Raw genomic sequence first — 21,104 nt, forward strand, 5'->3', positions numbered from 1 at the left:
CAGGACGTGACGCTCACGCGACAGCCCACCGCACCCGCCCAACCCGGCGAACCGGGCGCCGACCCCGACGCCGGGCCGGTCGTGGCGGCCCTGGCCGACGACCTGGACGCCGGGTTCGCCGCCCTCTACACCGCCTACCGCTCCGCGGTGTTCTCCACCGCGCTGCGCCTGACCGGACGCTGGGCCGAGGCCGAGGACCTGGCCGCCGAGGCGTTCCTGCGCGCCTACCGCGCCCTGTGCGGGTACGAGCCCGGCCGCATCGCCGAACTGCGGCCCCGGCCCTGGCTCATGACGATCCTGATGAACCTGTGGCGCAACACCCTGCGCACCGCCTCCCGCCGCCCCGCCGCCGACCCCGTCGCCGAACCACCCGACGCGCCCGACCCCGCCGAGGGCGTCGAGGCCACCGCCGCCCGCCACGAGACCGGACGCGAACTGGCCGCGCTGCTGGTGCGGCTGCCCGCCGCCCAGCGCGCCGCCGTGGTCATGCGGCACGTCGCCGATCTGCCCGTCGCCGAGATCGCCGAGATCCTCGGCGTCCCCGAAGGCACCGTCAAATCGCACGTCTCGCGGGGCCTGGCCCGGCTCCGCGCCATGAACACCTCCCCGCAGACCGACCCAGGGGGCACGCCATGACCGACAACCACACCGACCCGCTGACCGGGCTGCTGGCCGGACTGGCCGCCGACCCGCCCGCCGCCCTGCTCGACCGCGTCGCCGCCCGCCACGTCCACGTCCCCGGCCCCCTGCCCGGCCTCCAGGTCGCCTACACCGACCACGGCGTGGCGTTCCTGCGCGCCGGAATGGACGAGGAGACCTTCACGCTGGCGTTCCGCGAACGGTTCGCGCGGCCGCTGCTGCCCGCCTCCCGTCCCCCCGCCGGGCTCGTGCCCGCGCTGCGCACCGGCCGCCTGGGATCGCTGCCGCTGGACCTGCGCGGCCTGACCCCGTTCGAGGCCGACGTGCTGCGCGCCACCGCCGCCATCCCCCGCGGCCAGGTCCGCCCCTACGCCTGGGTCGCCGGACGCGCCGGACGCCCCAAGGCCGTGCGCGCGGTCGGGTCCGCGCTGGGACGCAACCCCGTCCCGCTGCTGATCCCCTGCCACCGCGTCACCCGCTCCGACGGCACCATCGGCCAGTACGTGTTCGGCGACCAGGCCAAGGAACAGCTGCTGCGCGCCGAGAACGTCGACCTGGACGCCCTGGCCGACCTGGCCCGCCGCGGCGTGCACTACCTCGCCAGCGACACCACCGGCATCGTGTGCCACCCCACCTGCGCCGACGCCCGCCGCATCACCCCCGCGCACCGCCACGGCTTCCGCACCCTGACCGCCGCACGCCAAGCCGGATACCGCCCCTGCCGCCACTGCCACCCCGACGGCGGCACCTGACCCGGCACGCGCGCCCCGCCGCGGACCAGCCGCAGGTCAGGCGCGGGCGGCCAGCAGGACGGCAGCACCCGGTCCGGCACGCGCGCCCTGCCGCGGACCAGCCGCAGATCAGGCGCGGGCGGCCAGCAGGACGCCCGCGCCGCCCAGCACCAGCCCCGCCACCGCCAGCGGATCCAGCCCCTGCCCCAGCAGCCCCCAGGCCATCAGCGCCGTCACCGACGGCGTCAGGAAGAACACCGTGCTGACCCGGCTCGCCAGCGAACGCCGCAGCAGCGTGTTCAGCAGCAGGAACGCCCCGATCGAGTTCACCAGCACCATCCAGGCCAGCGCGCCGCCGAACACGCCCCAGTCGGTCACCCGCGGCGTCTCGGCCACCAGCGACACCACCCCGATCACCGGAGCCGCCGCCAGGAACTGCACCGCCGTCCCGGTCCGCACGTCCATGTCGGCGGCGAACCGCTTCTGATACACGGTGCCCACGCTCAAACCCGCCAGCCCCACCGCGCACAACACCACGCCCACCGCCGAGAACGCCACCCGATCGGCCACCGCCAGCACCACCCCGGCCGCGCCCAGCCCGAACCCCGCCCACTGGCGTCCCGTCACGCTCTCGCCCAGCGTCCGCGCCGCCAGCAGCGCGATCACCACCGGGTTCAGGCCCTGCACCAGCGCCACGATCCCCGCCGGAAGCCCCATCCCCAGCGCCGTGTACAGGGCGCCGAACTGGACGGCCTGCACCAGCAGCCCGGCCACCATCACATGCCGCAGCGCCCGCCCGCGCGGCCACGGCGCCCGCACCAGCGCCGCGAACGCCGCCAGCGCCACACCCGCCACCGCGAACCGCGCGAACATCAGCAGCAGCGGCGGCGCCGCGTCCACCCCGATCGCCCCTGCGACGAACCCGCTGCTCCACACCAGCACGAACACCGGAGGCCCCGCCACCTGCACGGGGGAACGTCCCCGCACCGCCGCCGCCGCGCGCCGCCGCGCCCCCTCCACCCGGACCGCCACGACACCCACCCCCGGATAACCGGCCAATACGGTTACCGATCCTTCGAGACCGCCCCGTAACCTGTCAAGGCGGTTATTGTGGGGTGATGGAGTTCACCTTCGTCAGCGGCGACCTGGCGCTGGACTTCGCCGGAACGCTGCGGCACCGCTTCCACGACCGCCACGACCAGCTCGCCGCCCCCGCCGACGCCGCCCGCTGGACCGTGGCCGCCGGGCTGCTCACCCGCGAACCCGACTGCGACCACGACGGCCTGGCCGCCGCCGTCGCGCTGCGCGAGGCCGTCTACCGCGCCGCCACCGCCGCCCGCGCCGGACACGCCCTCGGCCCCGCCGACACCGCCGCCCTCAACGCCGCCGCCGCCCACGCCCCCACCGTCCCCGCCCTGCGCCCCGGCACCGGCGTCCGGCGCACCGGCACCCTCCACGCCGCCCTGTCAGACATCGCCCGCGCCGCCGTCACCCTGCTCGGCGGCCCCCGCGCCGCCGACATCCGCGAATGCCAGGCCCCCACCTGCACCCGCCTGTACCTGGACGCCTCCCGCCGCCGCACCCGCCGCTGGTGCGACATGGCCCGCTGCGGCAACCGCGCCAAGGCCGCCGCCTACCGCACCCGCCACACCCCCTGACCAGGACGTCCCGCACGCCGGCGCCCGATCCCGGCGGCGCCGTGTCGCCCGCACGTATGCGGATTTCGATACGCCGACGATAGGCGCCGGCTCATAGCGTGACCGGCATGCGGTCACCGGTCGTCGAGGACGAGCCCACCCCGGCCCAAGCCGTCCACGACGACCCACGCCCGGAGGCGACCATCGACGGCCACCCCGACCGCCGCGCCGCCGACTCCGACTCCGGCAGCCCCGCTCCGCCACTGCTGAGCGCCATCATCCCCGGCGGCATCGCCGCCCCCCGCGGCCACGAGATCACCAGGCGCGTCGCCGCCGACTCCGGCAGCGGCCCGCCGATCCGCACGCTCGACCGCCTCGACGACACGGCCACCGGGGCCGACCGCGGCGCCGACGACCACCACTCCACCGAGCCCCTGGAGCTCCGCGCCCTGGACCGCGAGCGCGCCCCCGGCAGGCCCCACGCGCGTCAGATCGCGGGCCCGCGGCCGGTCCCGTTCCGCGACCAGGTCCACCGCGACCGCCACATCGCGCCGACCGGAGAACAGTTCGCCGTCCCCACCGTCGAGAACACCGGCGACGTCCTCAGCCCGCAGCGGGCCGCGACGCTCACCGAACCGTTCCAGCGCGGCACCGAGCGCATCCACACCGACCACGCGGGCGTCGGCCTCGGCCTGGCCATCGTCCAGACCATCACCCGCGCGCACCAGGGAAGGCTCACCCTCCTGCCGCGTCCCACCGGCGGCATACGCGTCACCGTGGAACTGCCCACCGTCCCCGCGCACCCCGGCGGCTGGACGGCGCCTCACTCGACCGGCACCTCCACATAACCCCGCACGCCCGCCGCCACCCGCGCCCGGCCCGCGGTCACCTGCGCCGCCCACGCCGCGAACGCCTCGAACTCCTCCGGCGGCACCAGCACGTCCGCCTCCACCTCCGCGCCGTACCGCACATCCCGCGGCAGCCGCCCGGACGCGTGCAGATCACCCAGGAACCGGCCCGCCAGCGCGTGCGCCACTCGCACCGTCGCGGTGACCACCGGACGCCGCTCCACCACGCCCACCGCGTCGACCGCGCCCGCCACCGCCTGTCCGTAGGCGCGCACCAGCCCGCCCGCGCCCAGCTTCACCCCGCCGAAGTACCGCGTCACCACCGCCACGGTGCCGGTCAGCCCGCGCCGCACCAGCACCTCCAGCATCGGCACCCCGGCCGTGCCCGCGGGCTCCCCGTCGTCGCTGCTCTTGGTGATCTCGCCCCACTCGCCCAGCACATAGGCGGTGCAGTTGTGCGAGGCGTCCCGGTGCGCGCGGCGATGCCCCGCCAGCACGCGCGCCGCCTCGGCCTCGCTCGAGGCCCGCCACAGCGTGCACACGAACCGCGACCTGCGGACCTCCAGCTCCAGCGACCCGCCCTGTTTGATCGTCCGCATCGTGGTGGAGTTCTATCAAACCGCGCCGCCGGGCGCCCGCCTCAGCCGCCGGGGAACGGCCAGGGGTTGGGACGGCAGCCCCGCAGCGAGATCGTCTGCTGCACCATCACCGGCGCCCGCCGCCCCGGACGCGGACAGCCCCGGTGCCCATGCCCCAGCGCGTGCCCCACCTCGTGGTTGACCACGTACTCGCGATAACCCGCCAGGTCCGCGCCGTAGGTCGGCGCGCCCCCGGCCCACCGCCGCGCGTTGATCACCGAGCGGGCGCCCTGGTGGCACGACAGCTCGCCGCGCGTGGTCAGCGGACGGCACATCCGGTCGGTCAGCGCCGGGCTCGACAGCGACACCCGGAACCGCGCCGCGCCGCGCTCCACCCGCCGGAACCGCATCACCCCGCCGCGCCCCCACCCGCGCGGATCGTTCAGGACGCCGTGCACCCGCCCGGCGAACTCCGGCCCGCCGAACGGCAGCCCCCGCTCCACCTCCACCATGTACCGCACCGTCCGGCCGCGCGTCCCGGCGGGCGGCTCCGCCGTCCCCGCCACGACCTGGTACCGCCCCGACGCCGCCTGCGGCACCAGCGGCGGGCGCGGCGCGTCCCGCATCGCCGCCGGACGCGCCCGCGACGCCGCACGCGGCTCCGGGCCCCGCCCCGACGCCTCGTGCGCGGCCACGACCGCGCCCGTCCCGGCCGCCAGCATCGCCACCACGCCCGCCGCGCCCAGCCGCCGCCGCGCGCCCACCGGACGCCGGTGCCGATGCCGCCGCGGCGCCGGACGCGCCGGACGCGCCGCCGCCATCACCACGCCGCCCCGCGCCTCACCCATCGGACACCCGCACCCAGATCTCCCGCATCTCCGCCCCCGGATCGCCTCCCAGACCGCATGCCGCCCCGCATCGTAGCGCCACCGTCCGGTCACGGCCCGTAACCGGCGGCGCGGCGCGTCCGACACCGCGCGGGAAGGGGTCCCGCGGGCCGGACGCGCCGCGCCTTTTCCCGGGAAACGGTCCGCTCAGGCCGCCCAGCGCTCGGCGCCGTCGAAGCCCGACTCCACGAACGAGGCCAGCGTGTGGGCCGAACGCCGCGAGGAGGCCAGCAGCCGCTCGGCCACGTCGAAGACCCGCTCGACGGTCACGGTCGGGCGCACGACCACGTCGGGCAGCAGCGTGCGGGTCACCCGCACGCTTCCGTGCACCAGCTCGATGACGGCGGTCTCGGTGTTGCGCAGCACGTCCTCGATGGGCGCCAGGTCGGTGCCCGCGCGGCGCGCGTCGGTCGTCTCGGTGGTCATGAGGCCTCCGTGAGGGATCGGGGGTGCCTTCACGCGCACACTCGACGCCCGCCCCGACCCGGCCGTGACACCGCCGGGGCCGCCGCGTGAAGGCCCAGCGAACACGCGAGAAAGGCCCAGGAGGCCCTCAGGAGGCGATCATGGCGACGACGTCGGCGATGGACGCCACCACGTGCGAGGGGCGGAACGGGAACCGCTCCACCTCGTCCTTGCGCGTCACCCCCGTCAGCACCAGGATCGTCTCCAGCCCCGCCTCGACCCCCGCCACCACGTCGGTGTCCATCCGGTCGCCGATCATCGCGGTCGACTCGCTGTGACCACCCACCCGGTTCAGCGCCGTGCGCATCATCAGCGGGTTCGGCTTGCCCACGAAGTACGGGTCGACGCCCGTCGCCTTGGTGATCATCGCGGCGACCGCGCCGCACGCCGGCAGCGACCCCTCGGCCGAGGGCCCGATCGGGTCCGGGTTGGTCGCGATGAACCGCGCTCCCCGCTCCACCAGCCGGATCGCCCGCGTCACCTGCGAGAAACTGTAGGTACGGGTCTCGCCCAGCACCACGTAGTCGGGATCGATGTCGGTCAGCACGTACCCGGCCTCGTGCAGCGCCGTGGTCAGCCCCGCCTCGCCGATCACATACGCCGTCCCCTCGGGACGCTGGTCGGACAGGAACTGCGCGGTCGCCAGCGCGGAGGTCCAGATCGACTCCGGCGGCACCCGCAGCCCCATCGTCGCCAGCCGCGCCGACAGGTCCCGCCGCGTGTAGATCGAGTTGTTGGTCAGCACCAGGAACGGCGTGCCCGACTCCTCCAGCCGCCCGATGAACTCCGCCGCGCCCGGGATCGGACGGCCCTCGTGCACCAGCACCCCGTCCATGTCCGACAGCCAGTACTCGATCGCCTTGCGCTCGGTCATGCCCCCATTCTCGCAGCCGTGATCGCCGCCCGCGCGCAGGTCACCCCCGGGACGGCGCCGGCGCCCGGTCACAGGCCGAACGCCCGGCGGCAGTGGGCCAACAGGGCGCGGGCCGCCGGGCCCGGAGCGGGACGCCACGCCAGCAGCAGCAGGCCGGGGCTCGGGACGTCGTCCAGGGGCAGCGCGGTCAGGCGGCCCGCGTAGTGCGCCGCCATCGACTCGCTCAGGATCGCGGTGCCCAGCCCCCGCTCGGCCAGGTCGGCGATCGCGTCGGGCGCGCTGGCCTGCAGGGCGATCACCGGGTGGGCGTCCCGCGCCGCGCACGCCCGGTCGAACACCGTGCGCAGGCCCGTGCCCGGCGGCATGCACACCACCGGGTACGGCTCCAGGTCGCGCAGCGCCACCCGCCGCCGTCCCGCCAGGGGATGACCGCCCGGGACGGCCGCCACGAGCCGCTCGCTGACGATCGTCAGCGACTCCAGCCCCTCGGGGACGGCCGCCGCGCCCACCAGCGCCAGGTCGAGCACGCCTTCGCGCACGTCGCGGACCAGCCGGTCCGAGCCGTCCTCCAGCAACGCCAGCTCCACTCCCGGATGCGCCCGATGCAAGGCCGCCAGCGCCTCGAACAGCGGCGTCACCGTGCAGCCGGTCACCATCCCCACCGCCAGGCGTCCCCGGATCAGGCCGGTCACCTCGCCCACCGCCTGCCCGACCGCGCCCGCGGCCGCCAGCGCCGCGCGGGCGTGCTCCAGCGCCGCCTTGCCCGCCACCGTCAGCGTCGCGGCCCGCGCCGACCGGTCGAACAGTTCGGCCCCCAGCTCCCGCTCCAGCCGCCGGATCTGCGCGCTCACCCCCGACTGGCTGATGTGCACCCGCTCGGCCGCCCGGGTGAAGCCGCCCTCCTCGGCGACCGCGACGAAGTACTCCAGCTGCCGCAAATCCATAACCACTGATTCTAGCTCCCATGAGAACCAGCTGTTGGACTTCTGGGTCGAGCGAAGCCACGCTGGAGACATGACGCACTACGACAAGGCCATGCGGCCCGAGGACATCACCCGCCTGTTCGTCGAACGCTCCAACGCCGGCGACGCCGCCGGAGTCGCCGCGCTCTACGAACCCGACGCGGTCGTGGCCTACCCGCCCGGCACCACCACCGTCGGCCGCGCGGCCATCCAGGCCCTGTGGGAGAAGGTCCTGGCGAACCGCCCGCGCTTCGAACCCGAGTCCTCCCTGCCCACCCTCATCAGCGGCGACATCGCGCTGACCGCCACCCCGCCCCGCGACGGCGCCGGAGCCCGCGCCCAGGTCGTCCGCCGCCAGCCCGACGGCTCCTGGCTGCGCCTGCTCGACCAGCCCGAGTTCCTCACCCCGCCCACCTGACCCGCGCCGGACGTCGGTGGTGACCGCTACGGTGTGCCGGATGAAGGCATCCCACGAACGCCCGGGAACGGGCATCCACGAGCTGTCCCCCACCGGGCTCGCCCCCGGCAACGGCTACAGCCACGCCGTCTCGATCGACCCGGGCGCCCGGCTGGTGGTCATCAGCGGCCAGATCCCGCTGGCCGCCGACGGCACCCTGGTCGGCCCCGGCGACCTGCGCGCCCAGTCCCGCCAGGTCTTCGCCAACCTGGAGGCGGCCCTCACCGCCGCCGGCGCCCGCTGGGAACACGTCGTCAGGCTCGGCTACTTCATCCGCGACGCATCCCAGGTCGTCACCGTCCGCGAAGTACGCGACGAGACCCTGCCCGCGGGCGTGCGTCCCGCCTCCACCCTGGTGGAGGTCTCCCGCCTGTTCCGCGACGACCTCCTGATCGAGATCGAGGCCCTAGCCGCCGTCCCCGCCTGACCCCCGGGTCGCCGGAGCCGCAATCCACGCAGGAAACAGGCCTCAAGCCCGGTTGACCAAACGCGCCGGGCACTCCATGGTGAAGCATGATCATGCGAATCTGGCGGACGCGGGTAGACCAGGCACGGGCATCGGAGTACGAGCGCTTCGCCGCGAAGGAGTCGCTGCCGATGTTCCGCGCACAGCATGGATTCCTCGGCCTCCTGTTCGGGCGCCATGGCGACGACCGCATCGTCACCACGCTCTGGGAAGACCACGCCGCGGCGGATGCGCTCGAGAGCTCGGCGCACTATCGGGAAACCGTCGCTCGCATCACCGCTGCCGGATTCCTGGTCGGCGGATCGGAGGTCGAGCGTTTCGAGGTGCATGGCAGTCACCTGCCGAGCGGCTCAAGGTAGCGACCGCGTCGCGGCGGCCGGCCCGGCGCCGGCGGCGCGGGGTCTCCTATCCGGACCACATGCACCTCACCGCGATCAGCGATGACCAGCTCGGGTGCGTATGGGGCTGGGGCGGGGGGGTTGTAAGCGAGCGGGGGCCCTGGGCCAGTGGCCCGGAGCCCCCGCTGGTGGTGCCTTTGGCTCAGACGTTCACGCCGAAGTCGGACGCGATGCCGCCCAGACCCGACGCGTAGCCCTGGCCGACGGCGCGGAACTTCCACTCGGCGCCGTTGCGGTAGAGCTCACCGAAGACCATCGCGGTCTCGGTGGAGGCGTCCTCGGTCAGGTCGTAGCGCGCGATCTCGTTGTTGTCCGCCTGGTTGACGATGCGGATGAACGCGTTGCGGACCTGGCCGAAGTTCTGCTGGCGGTTGTCGGCGTCGTAGATCGACACCGGGAACACGATCTTGGCGACCTCGGGGGGCACGCCCGCGAGGTTGACCTTGATCGCCTCGTCGTCGCCCTCGCCCTCACCGGTCAGGTTGTCACCGGTGTGCTCGACCGAGCCGTCGGGGCTCTTGAGGTTGTTGAAGAACACGAAGTGCTTGTCCGACAGCACCTTGTTCTCCGGCGAGACCAGCAGGGCGCTGGCGTCGAGGTCGAAGTCGTTGCCGGTGGTGGTGCGCACGTCCCAGCCCAGACCCACCACGACCGCGGTCAGTCCGGGAGCCTCCTTGCTCAACGAGACGTTGCCGCCCTTGCTCAGACTGACTCCCACTTGTCCTACCTCCGTATCGACCTCCGCACGGACGCCTGTCATCCGTACGGTCTGTAACGAGAACGGTAGCGATCCGCCACCGGTTCCCGCCGCAGGACGGGACCACGGCAGCGAAACGCTCCCGTTCTGCCTGCGGGTAGCCCTCAGCGTAGAGAGAACGCGGCGCCCGCGTCGAGGACCTGTGCCCGTCTCAGTGGTCCAGGACGAACGACGCGGGCGCCACCACCTCCTCCGGCAGCTCGAACGCGGCCGCGATCGAACCCGCCGCCGGGGCCAGCTCGTCGCACAGCTCGCCGCGCCGCCGCCACACCCGGTCCAGGTCACCGGGCGCCAGCACGCCCTCGTTCAGCAGCGTCCCGGCGGCGCGGTCCATCCAGTTCAGGGCGTGCAGCGCCAGGAGGGGACGCAGAACCGCCGGGCCGCTCTGGCAGGCGTCGGCAAGGATCTCCAGGACGATCCGGTCGGCGCACGCGGTGGCGGTGCGGGCCGCCAGCGTCAGCTCGGCGTTCCAGGCGTCGAAATCACCGCCCGCCGCGTGCACCCGTTCGGCCAGCCGGTCGCGCAGCCGCCGCTCGCAGGCGCGCGCCAGATGCAGCCACGTGCGCGGCGAGGCCAGGTCGGCGTCCGGGGCGATCGGCTCGGGCGGCTCGTAGCGGTCCAGGTCGGCCATCGCGCGGGCGGTGTCGAACAGGATGAGCTCGTTGTCGCCGCCTGCGTTCATGTAGGCGTGGGTCAGGCCGCGGTAGGCGTTGAGCCGGTCGGTGCCGGTGAATCCCGGCGCGCCCGCGTGCACGCGGCACAGCGACACCGTCTCCTGCGCCTGGATCGTCGTGGCCGCCTTCAGCAGCGCCAGGTCGCGGTCGACCGCCGACCACGGCGCCCAGGCCGTGGCCGGGCCCGGCTCGTCCGGTGCGGCGACGCGCCCGATGACGTGCGCGGCGACGGCGGTCAGCGCGCACGCCGAGGCCAGCGACCCCATGACGGCCTCGCGCTGGTTGCGGTAGTCGGTCAGCGGACGCAGCGGCGACAGCCGCCCCAGCGTGACCCGCCCGGACGAGTGGTCCAGCAGGATCGCCGCCGACGCCCGCGTCACCGCCGCCATCGCCGAGATCACCGCCCGCCACACCGGCGGCGCGATGCCCATCGAGCGGGTCAGCCGCTGCGCCGGGCCGCCCGCCGGGTCGTGCAGCGCGCCGTCGGAGCCGAACCGGGCGCCGTCGCGCAGCCACGACTCGAACGGCACGCGCAGCTCGTCCAGCCGGACGGCCGCGTAGTCGACCTGCAGGCCGGTGGTGTCGGGCGCGGGCACGATCCGCACGCCCGGCGGCGGAGCGCCGTCGGGGCCGCGCAGCGGCACCACGAACACGAACACCCCCTGCTCCCGCTCCTGGTGGACGAGCGTGGCGTACACGGCGGCGGTCTTGGGGATCAGCGGATGGGCGGTGCTGGTGGGGAACTTGGCGGCCGCCGCGTCGGGGGTGCTGAGCACGAACTCGCCGGTGGCGGCGTCCAGCCGGGCGGTGGTGCGCGGCGACAGGTGGCTGTTGCTGCGCCCGGCCTCGGTCATCAGCAGCGTGCCGAACGAGGCCATCGACTCCATGTCCTCGCGGGCCCGGCGCGGGCCCTCCTGCCCGGCGCCGAACCGCAGGATCGGGCCCAGCACCAGCGGGTAGTGCAGCAGCATCACGTGGAACAGTGCCGGGTCGGCGGTCGCGGCGCGCGCCAGCAGCGCGCACAGGGCCGCGGGGTCGTCCAGCAGCTCGGCGGCCGGCGGCGCGGCCAGGCCCGCCGCCCGCAGCCGCTCGTAGGTCAGCGCCTGGTGCTCGCGGGGGGTGAGCCCGTCGGGGTAGGCGAAGAACGCGCCCGGCACCGCCTCCTCCAGGCGGGCGCGGGTCTTGGCGTCGAGGGCGGGTCCGCGGACGAACCGCAGCAGGTCGGGGTCGGGGCCCATGGCAGCGCTCCTGTCACGATCGGGAGGAAGGTCCTCGCCGGGTCAGATGCCGGGGGCCGACTTGCCCACCGGACGGGTGGCCGTCTCCTCCGAGCGGCGGCGGGCCTCGCGCAGCGGCGTCAGCACCTGCACGCCGGGGATGGTCAGCCGGGCGCACTGGCACAGCGCGTTGCCCGCCCCGGCCTCGGTGAACACCGTGGTTCCCTCCGCGTGGACCTCCCGCAGCGTCTGCGGCAGCCGCACCGGCTTGACGATGCAGTCGGCCAGCGCGCGGTGCAGGTCGTCCTGGTCGCTGTAGGCGCGGCCGCGCACCGGGGAGTGCACGGGGATCTCCAGCGGCCGCTGCGGGAAGCCGCGGATCAGCTCGTACCACTGGTCGTCGGCGCCGGCCATGTCCGGGTGGTGCGACAGGTAGGGCACCGCGAGCCGCACGGCGCGCACGCCCTCGCGTCCGGCGGCCTCCAGCAGCGCCTCCAGCGGGCCCGAGGGCCCGCTGACCACGGTGGCCGAGGGCGCGTTGAGGCAGGCGACCACGACCTCGGGCAGCCCGGCGCGGCCGATGATCTGCCGGGTGGCGTCCTCGCCGGTCTCCAGCAGGCCCATGCCGCCGCCCGCGCCGCGCTCGGCCAGGACGCCGACCAGGCTGACCGCCATCCGGGCGCCGTCGCCGATGGTGAACACGCCCGCGCAGACCAGCGCGGCGATCTCGCCGAAGCTCTGCCCCACGGCCCGGGCGGGCTCCACCCCCTCGGCTCGCAGGGACCGGTCCACGGCGACGGATGCGGTATAGGCCGCCAGCTGCGCCACCCCCGGGGAAGCGGCGTGCGCGCGGTAGGCGGACGGGTCGTCGAGCAGGATGGCGCGCATCGAGGGCCAGCCGGAACGGGGCAGGCCCTCCTGCACCGCGTCGAGCACGTCCAGGACGACGCGGCGTGCGACGGGGCCGGTAGCGGCCAGTCCCCGCAGGTCGGGCGCGGCCGCCGAGCCGGTGCCCGGGAACAGGAAGGCGCACGCGTCGTCGGGCTTGAGTTCCGCCGCCCGGCTATAGGACCGATTGACACTGAAAGACGATGACACGCCTGGTTCTCCTTACCTCAGGGGAAGGCTGTCTCTCTCTTCGGTTAAAAATGCCGGTTCAACGGAAAGCTATGAATAAAAGTTGTGAAATCGGATTTACCACGCTGGGGATCGGTCTGACAACCGTCGGTGCCCGACCGGGCACGCGACGGCCGGCAGGAGGGTCGTGGATGAACGAGCGCTGGGCTGACACGCGGCGGTGGGCGATCCGGGGAACCGGCTCCTACCTGCCCGACCGCAGGGTCGGCAGCGAGGAGCTCTCACGCGAGCTGGGCCTGGCGCCCGGGTGGATCCAGGAACGCACCGGCATCCTGGCCCGGCACGTCGCCGGGCCCGGGCAGGCCGCCTCCGACCTGGCCGCGGGCGCGGCCCGCCGCGCCCTGCGCGCCGCCGGGCTCGACGCCGCCGACGTGGGCCTCATCGTGCTGGGCACCTCCACGCCCGACGAGCTCGGCCCCTCCACCGCCTGCCGCGTCCAAGCCCAGCTGGGCGCCGCCAACGCCGCCGCCTTCGACGTCGCCGCCGCCTGCACCGGCTTCCTGTACGGCCTGCAGTCGGCCGTGGGCTGGCTGGCCACCCAGCGCGGCTCGTCCCCCTACGCGCTGGTCATCGGCGTCGAGGTCTACTCCCGGTTCCTTGACCCGGGCGACCGCGCCACCGCCGCGCTGTTCGGCGACGGCGCCGCCGCGGCCGTGGTCGGGCCCGTCGCGCCCGAGTACGGGATCAGCGCGCTGTCGATCGGGTCGGACGGCACCCGCGCGGGCGACGTCCTCATCCCCGCCGGGGGCAGCCGCTCACCCGCCACGCCCGAGACCGTGGCCGCACTCGGCCACACCATCCACATGGACGGCCGCGCCGTCCGCGACTTCATCACCGGGGTCTTCCCCCGCCTGGTGGACCGTGCCGCCGCCGACGCCGCCGTCAAACCCTCCGACTTCGCGATCGTCGTCCCGCACCAGCCCAACCCCCGGCTGGTCGCCTCGCTGGCCCCCGAGGCGGGACTGCGGCCCGAGCAGCTGGTCATCGCCGGGCAGGACGTCGGCAATATCGGCGCCGCCAGCCTGCCCTACGCGCTGGACCAGGCCGTGCGCACCCGGGGCGTCGAACCCGGCGAGCTGGTGCTGCTGGCCGGGTTCGGCGCGGGGCTGACCTGGGGCCACGCCGTGCTGACCTGGCCGCCGCCGCTCACGTGAGCGCCTCCGGCGCCCGGGACGCCGATCAGCCGCCCGAACGACGCCCGGGCCCGGGTCACCGTGTCGTCGAAGGCCGCCGAGACCCTCACGCCCGCCGCGCGGGCGCGCTCGGCGGCCGGCACGGCCTCGTGCGCCACGCGCGGCGGCAGCCCGTCGTTGGCGGTGTTCGGATCGGCGACCTCGGCGCTGAACTGCGCCCGCCCCCGGGGCGCGGCGCCGGTCACCGGGCATGGTCAACGGCGGTGGAACGGGCCGGTGACCGCGAACGTGGTGCCGGGGTCGTAGCAGTTGACGAACATCGTGCGGCCGTCGAAGGAGAACGTCACGCCCGCGAACTCGCCCCACTCCGGCTCCTGCTCGGTGCCGATGTTCTGCCGGTTGCGGGCCATCGGATACACCTGGCGGCGGCGCGTGACGCCGTAGACGTGCTGGCCGCCGTTGCCGTCCTCGCAGACCATCAGGCCGCCCTGCGGCGCCAGGCAGATGTTGTCGGGCGACTCGCCCGGCGTGTTCAGGTCCGAGCCCGGGCCGAAGATCACCACCAGCGTCAGCCGCTTCCTACCGGGCTCGTAGGACCAGACCTGGCCGTAGTGGTCGCCGCGCGAGCCGTCCTCGCGGCGGGCGAAGCTGGAGACGAAGTAGACGCGGTCGCCGCCCCAGTAGCAGCCCTCCAGCTTCTGGGCGTGGGTGATGCCGCCGGACCCGAAGTCCTGGAAGCGGATCGGCGTCTGCCGGGCCAGCGGGTCGGGGACCTTCACCCACGACACCCCGTCGAAGGAGGCCCCGGGCTCCTGGATCTGCGACAGGTCGGCCACGCCCGGAACCCGCAGCGCCTCCAGCCGGCCGCCCGCGCGCAGGCTGCCGGGGCCGCCCTTGGGCCGGTCGGGCAGGAACCGGTAGAACAGCCCGAAAGGCTTGTCGAAGGCGTCCTCGGTCTCGTAGACCACGCCGCTGCGCGGGTCGACGGCGACCGCCTCGTGCTGGAAGCGGCCCATCGCCGTCAGCGGCTCGGGGTCGGTGCGGTCGGGACGGTACGGGTGGACCTCGAACACGAACCCGTGGTCCTTGGTGTAGCCGTTGGTGCCGGCCTTGTCCTCGGTCTCCTCGCAGGTCAGCCAGGTGCGCCAGGGTGTGGGGCCGCCCGCGCAGTTCACCGCCGTGCCCGCGATGGCCACCCGCTCGGTCAGCACCCGGCCCGACGGCGTCACCTGCAGCGCGGTGCAGCCGCCCTTGCCCTCGGGGTCGTAGGTCAGGCCCTTGACCGCCGGGACGGGACGCGAGGCCGTGGCCCGGTTCTCGTGGTTGCGCACCAGCCACGACCCGGCGTGCCCGCGCCCGGGGAAGGCCGCCATGCCGTCGTGGTTGCCCGGCACCGCGCCCTCGCCCGACGGCAGCGGCTCGCCCTCGCGCGACAGGACCTTGTACCGGAACCCCTTGGGCAGGTCGAGCAGCCCGTCGGGGTCGGGCACCAGCGGGCCGTACCCCGCCTCGCCGCCCACGGCGGCGGCCGCCGGGCTCCCGGCGAACAGCTGGTCGACGGAACCGGCGAACGCGATGCCCGCGCCGAGGGCGCCGCCCCCGGCGAGGATCTGACGACGTGAAACTGACATGGGCCTTCTCTCAACCGGAACGGGCGGCACCTGACCCGGAAATGTGTAACACACCACCCAACACCGGTGAAACGGCACGTGAATCACGAATGTACGAAGATCGTGTTAAGTGTCCGGTCAGGGCCGCGGCGTCCCCGGTAGGCCGTGCGCCGACAGCGGCGTGACCTTGCCCGTGTCGAGGCTGTAGTACGCCCCGACCAGCGCGAGCGAGCCGCGCTTGACCCGCTCGGCCAGCGCCGGATCGGCGGCGAGCTCGCCCGTGCTGCGCAGGATCTGGGCGCGCACCGTCCGCTCGGCCAGGTCGCCGCCGCCGCTTTGGCGGCGCGCCTGCTCGAACGCCGGACGCAGCGCGTCCACGATCTTGCCCAGCTGCCCCGGCGGCTTCTCGTGGTGCCCGCCCGACAGCGCCTTCACGGCGGCCGCGACCGCGCCGCAGCGCTGGTGCCCCAGCACCACGACCAGCGGGGTGCCGCTCTCCAGCGGGCCGTACTCCACCGACCCGGTGACCAGGCCGTCGAGAGTCTGCGCCCCGGTGCGGACCGCGAACAGGTCGCCGACGCCCTGGTCGAAGACCGTCTCGGGCGGCACCCGCGAGTCGATGCACGTCACCACCGTCGCGAACGGCTTCTGCCGTCCCGCGACCTCGCGGCGCCGCCGCTCGCTCTGGTCGGGATGGCGCAGCCGCCCACCGGCCCAGTGCCGGTTCCCTTCGGCCAGGCGGTCCCACGCCTGCGCGGGCGTCAGGGTCTCGTTCACGTCGCGGTCGTGCGCGCTGGCCTCGTCCGCGGGCGCGCACCCGCCGGCCACCAGGGCCGACAGCATCCCGGCCAGCACGACACGGCGTCCAGGAGAAATGTCAATAGGGGGCATGGTCTTTCCTTCCCGCCGCCCGGCTCCCCCATCGTGGCACCACGCGAACAACCCCGCACCGCAAGTGCCCCAAATCCCCTGCCCATCGTGCCCGCAAGGCCCCGCGGATCAGACCGTCGGCTCATCGTCGGGTGGGCCAGGCCGCGACCAGGAGCAGGACGGCCCCGGCGGCCAGGGCCGCCAGGCCGGCCGGCAGCAGGAACCCGAAGCGCAGGCCGACCCAGGCGCGCACGTCCAGGCCCGGGCGGCCGTCCAGGCGGACGACCGCCACCGACCAGGGCCCCTTGGTCTTGTCCCAGGTCAGCGTCCGGGTTCCCGTGCCCGCCGAAGAGGCGCCCCAGAAGCCCTGGGCGGCCGGGGCGGACGGTGCCGCGCCCGCCACCCGCTCGAAGGAGGCCCGGAAGGGCTTCAGCTCGGCCGAGACGAACCGGTCGTGGGCGACGCCGCGCAGGTAGCGCTCGACCTGGTCCTTGGGGCCGATGCCCACGAAGACCGGCACCGAGGGGTCGGACGGGGCCAGCACGATCTTCACCCGGGCGACCTCGCCCAGGTCGGGCATCGGGTCGTCCGCGCGGGCCGTGGTCTCGCCGACCTGGATCTCGTCGGTCTTCAGGACGGCGGTGGAGGAGGCGAAGCGGTGCTCGCCCGAGCCGAAGTAGCCGCCCTCCCCGGCCTGCAACCCGGCGCCGACGGTGAGCCCGGCGCCGGCCAGCAGCGGGGGCACGGACGCCACGGCGGCGGTGATCCGCACGCGGCGGGAACGGGTGGCGGTCATGGCGTCCTCCGGAGATCTTTGTAGTACGACCGTGCTACATCCAGAACGTAACACAGGTGTGCTATAAAAGTCCCGTGCCGAAGGTGGTGGATCCCGACGAGCGGCGCCGCGAGCTGGCGGCCGCGGTGTGGCGCATCGTCCGGCGCGACGGGCTCGACCAGGCCTCTGTCCGCAACGTGGCGCGCGAGGCGGGGCTGTCGATGGGGTCGCTGCGCCACTACTTCGACTCCCAGCCCGCGCTGCTGGCCTTCACGCTGCGGGCGATCATCGAGCGGATCGAGGCGCGCGTCGCCGCCCTGCCGCCCGAGGACGACCCACGGCGGCGCGCCGAGCTCGTGCTGGCCGAGCTGCTCCCCCTGGACGACGAGCGCGCCGCCGAGAACCAGGTGTGGCTGGCCTTCACCGCCCGCGCCATGGTCGACCCCGAGCTGCGCGCGCTGCGCGACGAGGGCCACGCCACGCTGCGCGCGGGCTGCCGGGCCTTGGTGGCCGCGCTGACCGGCACCGGCGTCGAGCGCGAGACCGACCGCCTGCACGCCCTGGTCGACGGGCTGGCCGTGCACGCCGCGATCGACCCCGAAGGCACCACCCCCGACCGCATGCGCGCCGCCGTCGCCGCGCACCTGGACGGCCTGGCCCCTTAGGCGCCCGCCGCGCGCAGCAGCTTGGCGGCCACGGCGCGCAGGTGCTCCACCAGCTCCGGCGGCTCGCGGACCGTGAACTCCAGGTCCAGATGGGCGATGCGCAGCGCGGTCCACTCCAGGGAGTCCGCGCGGGTGCGCAGCAGGCAGCTGTGCTCGTCGATCGGCTCGACCTCGCCGGACGAGACGCGCAGCCGGTCGGCCAACTGCTCGGCGGACGCCCGGACCACCAGCACCGCGCTTCGCGCGGGCCGCGCCGCCGCCAGCGAGCGCGTGACGAACGCCGCGGCGTTCTCGGCGGGCAGCTCGCGGGGCGCCGCGACCCGGACGCCGGTCGGGTGCGGCTCGTCCAGCCGGTCGACGCGGAAGGTGCGCCAGTCCTCGCGCTCGACGTCCCAGGCCACCAGGTACCAGCGCCGTCCCGCCGAGACCAGGCTGTGCGGCTCGGCCAGGCGGCGGGTCTCGGCGTCGTCCTTGGCGCGGTAGCGAAAGCGCAGCCGCTCGTGGTCGCGGCACGCGGCGGCCAGCACCGCCAGCGTCTCGGGCGCCACCACCGGCCCGGCGGGCGGGTCGGCGATCGGCATCGTCACCGTGTGCAGCGCGTTCACCCGGCGCCGCAGCCGCTCGGGCAGCACTTGCTCCAGCTTGACCATCGCGCGCACCGAGCTCTCCTGGATGCCCTCGACCGCGCCGCCCGCCGCGCCCCGCAGGCCCAGCGCGATCGCCACGGCCTCCTCGTCGTCCAGCAGGAGCGGCGGCATCGCCGCGCCCGCCTCCAGCCGGTACCCGCCGACCGCGCCGAGCGTCGCGCGGACCGGATAGCCCAGCTCGCGCAGGCGCTCGATGTCGCGGCGGACCGTCCGGCCGCTGACCTCCAGCCGCCCGGCCAGCTCCGGGCCGGTCCACTCGCGCCGGGTCTGGAGCAGCGACAGCAGCTGGAGCAGCCGCGCGGAGGTGTCGGTCATGCCCTCAGTCTGCCCGCCAATGAGGACAGATACCGACCTGATTGCCGCCTAGCGTGGGGCCCATGAGCAACGCCGACAGCATCGTCATCACCGGGGCCCGCGAGAACAACCTCAAGGACGTGTCCCTGCGCATCCCCAAGAACAAGATCGTGGTGTTCACCGGGGTGTCCGGCTCGGGCAAGTCCTCGGTGGTGTTCGACACGGTCGCCGTCGAGTCGCGCCGCCAGCTCGCCGAGACCTTCCCCTGGTTCGTGCGCAACCGGATGCCCAAGCACGAGCGGCCCGACGCCGACGTCATCGACCGCCTCGCGCCCGCCATCGTGGTCGACCAGAAGCCGATCGGGGGCAACTCGCGCTCGACCGTGGGCACCATGACCGACATCCACCCCGTCCTGCGGGTGCTGTTCTCGCGCCACGGCGAGCCCAGCGCCGGCGAGTCGGGCGCCTACTCCTTCAACGACCCCGACGGCATGTGCCCGCGCTGCGACGGCATCGGCCGCGTCGTGCGCGTCGACCCCCGCAAGCTCCTGGACACCGGCAAGTCCCTCAACGAGGGCGCGGTGCGCTTCTCCGGATTCACCGTCGGGTCCTACTGGTGGCAGCTGTACGCCGAGTCCGGGCTGTTCGACCCCGACAAGGCGCTGCGCGACTACACCCGCGAGGAGATGGACCTGCTGCTGCACGGCAAGGGGTTCCGCGTGCCGCGCCAGAACAAGACCGGGAAGATGGGCGACAACGCCTTCGAGGGCCTGATCGAGCGCTTCGAGCGCCTCTACATCAACCGCGACGTCAGCGCCCTGTCGGACCGCAGCCGCAAGGCCGCCCGCGAGGTGGTGTCGGAGACGACCTGCCCGGCCTGCGACGGCGACCGCCTCAACCCGGCCGCGCTGGCCACCCGGATCGGCGGGCGCACCATCGCCGACCACTGCCGGCTGGAGGCCGCCGACCTCGTCGGCGTCCTGGCCGAGATCGACGACCCGGTCGGCGGGCCCGTCGCACGGGAGGCGATCGCGCGGCTGCGGCGCCTGGAGGCGATCGGCCTGGGCTACCTCAGCCTGGACCGCGAGACCTCCACGGTGTCGGGCGGCGAGGCCCAGCGGCTGAAGATCGTGCGGCACCTGGGCTCCAGCCTCACCGGCATGACCTACATCTTCGACGAGCCCAGCGTCGGCATGCACCCCCGCGACGTCGGACGCCTCAACCGGCTGCTGGCCCAGCTGCGCGACAAGGGCAACACCGTGCTGGTGGTCGAGCACGACCCCGACGTCATCGCCGTCGCCGACCACGTGGTCGACATGGGCCCGGGGGCCGGCACCCGCGGCGGCGAGGTGGTGTTCCAGGGCGGGGCGGGCGCGCTGCGCCGGGCCGCCACCCTCACCGGACGGTGCCTGCGCCGCCGCAGCCCGGTCAAGGACGACTTCCGCGAGCCCACCGGCTGGCTCACCGTCTCCGGCGCCCGCACCCACAACCTCAAGGACGTCACGGCCCGCTTCCCCACCGGCGCGCTGACCGTCGTCACCGGCGTCGCCGGCTCGGGCAAGAGCACCCTGGTCACCCGGGAGTTCACCGCGGCCCACCCCGAGGCCGTGCTGGTCGACCAGTCGGCCATCGCCGCCTCGCGCCGCTCCAGCCCCGCCACCTACCTGGGGTTCATGGACCCGATCCGGCGGCTGTTCGCCAAGGCCAGCGGGGCGCCGGTGGGCATGTTCAGCTTCAACTCCACCGGCGCGTGCCCCGAATGCGAGGGCAACGGCGTCATCTACACCGACCTGGCGTTCATGGACCCCGTCACCACCGTGTGCCGCGCCTGCGGCGGCGGACGCTTCCGCCCCGAGGCCCTGGAGCACCGCCTGCGCGGCCTGACGATCGTGGACGTCCTGGACCTCACCGCCGAGGAGGCGCTGGACTTCTTCACCGAGGACAAAATCCTGGCCCGCGTCCGGGCGATGGACGACGTCGGCCTGGGCTACCTCACGCTCGGCCGCCGCCTGGGCTCCCTGTCGGGCGGCGAGCGCCAGCGCGTCAAGCTGGCCGACCGGCTCCACCGCACCGGCGAGGTCTACATCCTGGACGAGCCCACCACCGGCCTGCACATGGCCGACATCGCCCGCCTGACCGCGCTGCTGGACCGCCTCGTCGACGCCGGCAACACCGTGATCGTCATCGAGCACAACCTCGACGTCGTCAAGCGCGCCGACTGGATCATCGACCTGGGCCCGGACGGCGGCAAGGACGGCGGCCGCGTCGTCTACGCGGGCACCCCGGCGGGCCTGCTGGGCTCCAGCGCCTCGGTCACCGGTCACTACCTGCGCCAGGACCTCGGCCGGGACGCCGCGTGACGGCCGATGCCCCCGCCGCGACG

The 21,104-nt window shown here is 74.6% G+C and carries 23 protein-coding genes; 10 read left to right on the forward strand and 13 right to left on the reverse strand.

Going from position 1 to position 21,104, the window contains the following annotated elements; translation table 11 throughout:
• The first annotated feature begins 6 nt into the window (after positions 1-6).
• Positions 7-636 (forward strand): RNA polymerase sigma factor, encoded by a 630-nt coding sequence (locus ACQPY4_RS20485; protein WP_433338717.1) that lies wholly within the window; start codon positions 7-9, stop codon positions 634-636.
• A complete protein-coding gene (locus ACQPY4_RS20490; protein WP_433338719.1) occupies positions 633-1,391 on the forward strand; it encodes a methylated-DNA--[protein]-cysteine S-methyltransferase in 759 nt (252 codons plus the stop codon). The genes ACQPY4_RS20485 and ACQPY4_RS20490 overlap by 4 nt, the downstream gene beginning before the upstream one ends.
• Before the next feature lie 108 nt (positions 1,392-1,499).
• Here the strand turns inward: ACQPY4_RS20490 and ACQPY4_RS20495 are convergent, their stop codons facing one another.
• A complete protein-coding gene (locus tag ACQPY4_RS20495; protein ID WP_433338721.1) occupies positions 1,500-2,402 on the reverse strand; it encodes a DMT family transporter in 903 nt (300 codons plus the stop codon).
• An 86-nt stretch (positions 2,403-2,488) separates the two neighbouring features.
• Between ACQPY4_RS20495 and ACQPY4_RS20500 the strand changes: the two genes are divergently transcribed.
• Entirely contained in the window at positions 2,489-3,028 is a 540-nt protein-coding gene (locus ACQPY4_RS20500) for a CGNR zinc finger domain-containing protein (RefSeq protein WP_433338723.1), read from the forward strand.
• Positions 3,029-3,135: 107 nt separating this feature from the next.
• The gene (locus ACQPY4_RS20505; protein WP_433338725.1) at positions 3,136-3,855 is read left to right on the forward strand and encodes an ATP-binding protein; all 720 of its coding nucleotides are present in this window, start codon (positions 3,136-3,138) and stop codon (positions 3,853-3,855) included.
• Here the strand turns inward: ACQPY4_RS20505 and ACQPY4_RS20510 are convergent.
• From ACQPY4_RS20510 to ACQPY4_RS20530, 5 genes are all read right to left on the reverse strand, one after another.
• Positions 3,831-4,454 (reverse strand): IMPACT family protein, encoded by a 624-nt coding sequence (locus ACQPY4_RS20510; protein WP_433338727.1) that lies wholly within the window; start codon positions 4,452-4,454, stop codon positions 3,831-3,833. The two genes, ACQPY4_RS20505 and ACQPY4_RS20510, sit on opposite strands and share 25 nt — an antisense overlap.
• Positions 4,455-4,495: 41 nt before the next feature.
• Positions 4,496-5,281 (reverse strand): DUF3152 domain-containing protein, encoded by a 786-nt coding sequence (locus tag ACQPY4_RS20515; protein WP_433338728.1) that lies wholly within the window; start codon positions 5,279-5,281, stop codon positions 4,496-4,498.
• A gap of 186 nt (positions 5,282-5,467) precedes the next feature.
• The gene (locus tag ACQPY4_RS20520) at positions 5,468-5,746 is read right to left on the reverse strand and encodes a hypothetical protein (RefSeq protein ID WP_433338730.1); all 279 of its coding nucleotides are present in this window, start codon (positions 5,744-5,746) and stop codon (positions 5,468-5,470) included.
• Between the two features lie 127 nt (positions 5,747-5,873).
• The gene (locus tag ACQPY4_RS20525; protein ID WP_433338732.1) at positions 5,874-6,659 is read right to left on the reverse strand and encodes an HAD-IIA family hydrolase; all 786 of its coding nucleotides are present in this window, start codon (positions 6,657-6,659) and stop codon (positions 5,874-5,876) included.
• Between the two features lie 68 nt (positions 6,660-6,727).
• The gene (locus ACQPY4_RS20530; RefSeq protein WP_433338734.1) at positions 6,728-7,603 is read right to left on the reverse strand and encodes a LysR family transcriptional regulator; all 876 of its coding nucleotides are present in this window, start codon (positions 7,601-7,603) and stop codon (positions 6,728-6,730) included.
• A 70-nt stretch (positions 7,604-7,673) separates the two neighbouring features.
• Here ACQPY4_RS20530 and ACQPY4_RS20535 point away from each other — a divergent pair, with 70 nt between their 5' ends.
• The 3 genes from ACQPY4_RS20535 to ACQPY4_RS20545 all read left to right on the forward strand — a co-directional run bounded on the left by ACQPY4_RS20535 (position 7,674) and on the right by ACQPY4_RS20545 (position 8,903).
• Complete coding sequence (locus ACQPY4_RS20535; protein WP_433338736.1) at positions 7,674-8,039, forward strand: YybH family protein; 366 nt, start codon at positions 7,674-7,676, stop codon at positions 8,037-8,039.
• Between the two features lie 40 nt (positions 8,040-8,079).
• Positions 8,080-8,505 (forward strand): RidA family protein, encoded by a 426-nt coding sequence (locus ACQPY4_RS20540; RefSeq protein ID WP_433338738.1) that lies wholly within the window; start codon positions 8,080-8,082, stop codon positions 8,503-8,505.
• A gap of 86 nt (positions 8,506-8,591) precedes the next feature.
• Complete coding sequence (locus tag ACQPY4_RS20545; RefSeq protein WP_433338740.1) at positions 8,592-8,903, forward strand: antibiotic biosynthesis monooxygenase family protein; 312 nt, start codon at positions 8,592-8,594, stop codon at positions 8,901-8,903.
• Positions 8,904-9,084: 181 nt separating this feature from the next.
• Here the strand turns inward: ACQPY4_RS20545 and ACQPY4_RS20550 are convergent, their stop codons facing one another.
• The 3 genes from ACQPY4_RS20550 to ACQPY4_RS20560 all read right to left on the reverse strand — a co-directional run bounded on the left by ACQPY4_RS20550 (position 9,085) and on the right by ACQPY4_RS20560 (position 12,688).
• Positions 9,085-9,660 carry a TerD family protein gene (locus ACQPY4_RS20550; RefSeq protein WP_433338742.1) on the reverse strand — a complete coding sequence of 192 codons (576 nt, stop codon included), beginning with the start codon at positions 9,658-9,660 and terminating at the stop codon, positions 9,085-9,087.
• Between the two features lie 190 nt (positions 9,661-9,850).
• Positions 9,851-11,611 (reverse strand): acyl-CoA dehydrogenase, encoded by a 1,761-nt coding sequence (locus tag ACQPY4_RS20555; RefSeq protein WP_433338744.1) that lies wholly within the window; start codon positions 11,609-11,611, stop codon positions 9,851-9,853.
• Between the two features lie 42 nt (positions 11,612-11,653).
• Complete coding sequence (locus tag ACQPY4_RS20560) at positions 11,654-12,688, reverse strand: ACP S-malonyltransferase (protein ID WP_433338746.1); 1,035 nt, start codon at positions 12,686-12,688, stop codon at positions 11,654-11,656.
• Between the two features lie 170 nt (positions 12,689-12,858).
• On the opposite strand from ACQPY4_RS20560, the gene ACQPY4_RS20565 reads away from it, so the two are divergent.
• Positions 12,859-13,881 (forward strand): 3-oxoacyl-ACP synthase III family protein, encoded by a 1,023-nt coding sequence (locus ACQPY4_RS20565; RefSeq protein WP_433338748.1) that lies wholly within the window; start codon positions 12,859-12,861, stop codon positions 13,879-13,881.
• 233 nt (positions 13,882-14,114) lie between these two features.
• Here ACQPY4_RS20565 and ACQPY4_RS20570 read toward each other — a convergent pair whose 3' ends face one another.
• From ACQPY4_RS20570 to ACQPY4_RS20580, 3 genes are all read right to left on the reverse strand, one after another.
• Positions 14,115-15,491: an alkaline phosphatase PhoX gene (locus tag ACQPY4_RS20570; protein WP_433338750.1), complete on the reverse strand. Its 1,377-nt coding sequence runs from the start codon at positions 15,489-15,491 to the stop codon at positions 14,115-14,117.
• Between the two features lie 117 nt (positions 15,492-15,608).
• On the reverse strand, positions 15,609-16,361 hold the full coding sequence (locus ACQPY4_RS20575; protein ID WP_433338752.1) for a carbonic anhydrase: 753 nt from the start codon (positions 16,359-16,361) through the stop codon (positions 15,609-15,611).
• Positions 16,362-16,482: 121 nt separating this feature from the next.
• On the reverse strand, positions 16,483-17,136 hold the full coding sequence (locus tag ACQPY4_RS20580) for a hypothetical protein (protein WP_433338754.1): 654 nt from the start codon (positions 17,134-17,136) through the stop codon (positions 16,483-16,485).
• A 74-nt stretch (positions 17,137-17,210) separates the two neighbouring features.
• Between ACQPY4_RS20580 and ACQPY4_RS20585 the strand changes: the two genes are divergently transcribed.
• On the forward strand, positions 17,211-17,780 hold the full coding sequence (locus ACQPY4_RS20585; RefSeq protein WP_433338756.1) for a TetR/AcrR family transcriptional regulator: 570 nt from the start codon (positions 17,211-17,213) through the stop codon (positions 17,778-17,780).
• On the opposite strand, the gene ACQPY4_RS20590 is transcribed toward ACQPY4_RS20585, so the two are convergent.
• The gene (locus ACQPY4_RS20590) at positions 17,777-18,742 is read right to left on the reverse strand and encodes a helix-turn-helix transcriptional regulator (protein ID WP_433338758.1); all 966 of its coding nucleotides are present in this window, start codon (positions 18,740-18,742) and stop codon (positions 17,777-17,779) included. The genes ACQPY4_RS20585 and ACQPY4_RS20590 overlap by 4 nt on opposite strands.
• A gap of 62 nt (positions 18,743-18,804) precedes the next feature.
• Here ACQPY4_RS20590 and ACQPY4_RS20595 point away from each other — a divergent pair, with 62 nt between their 5' ends.
• A complete protein-coding gene (locus ACQPY4_RS20595) occupies positions 18,805-21,081 on the forward strand; it encodes an ATP-binding cassette domain-containing protein (protein ID WP_433338760.1) in 2,277 nt (758 codons plus the stop codon).
• The last annotated feature ends 23 nt before the right edge of the window (positions 21,082-21,104 follow it).

Source organism: Spirillospora sp. CA-294931 (assembly GCF_050946795.1).
Classification (GTDB): Bacteria; Actinomycetota; Actinomycetes; order Streptosporangiales; family Streptosporangiaceae; genus Spirillospora.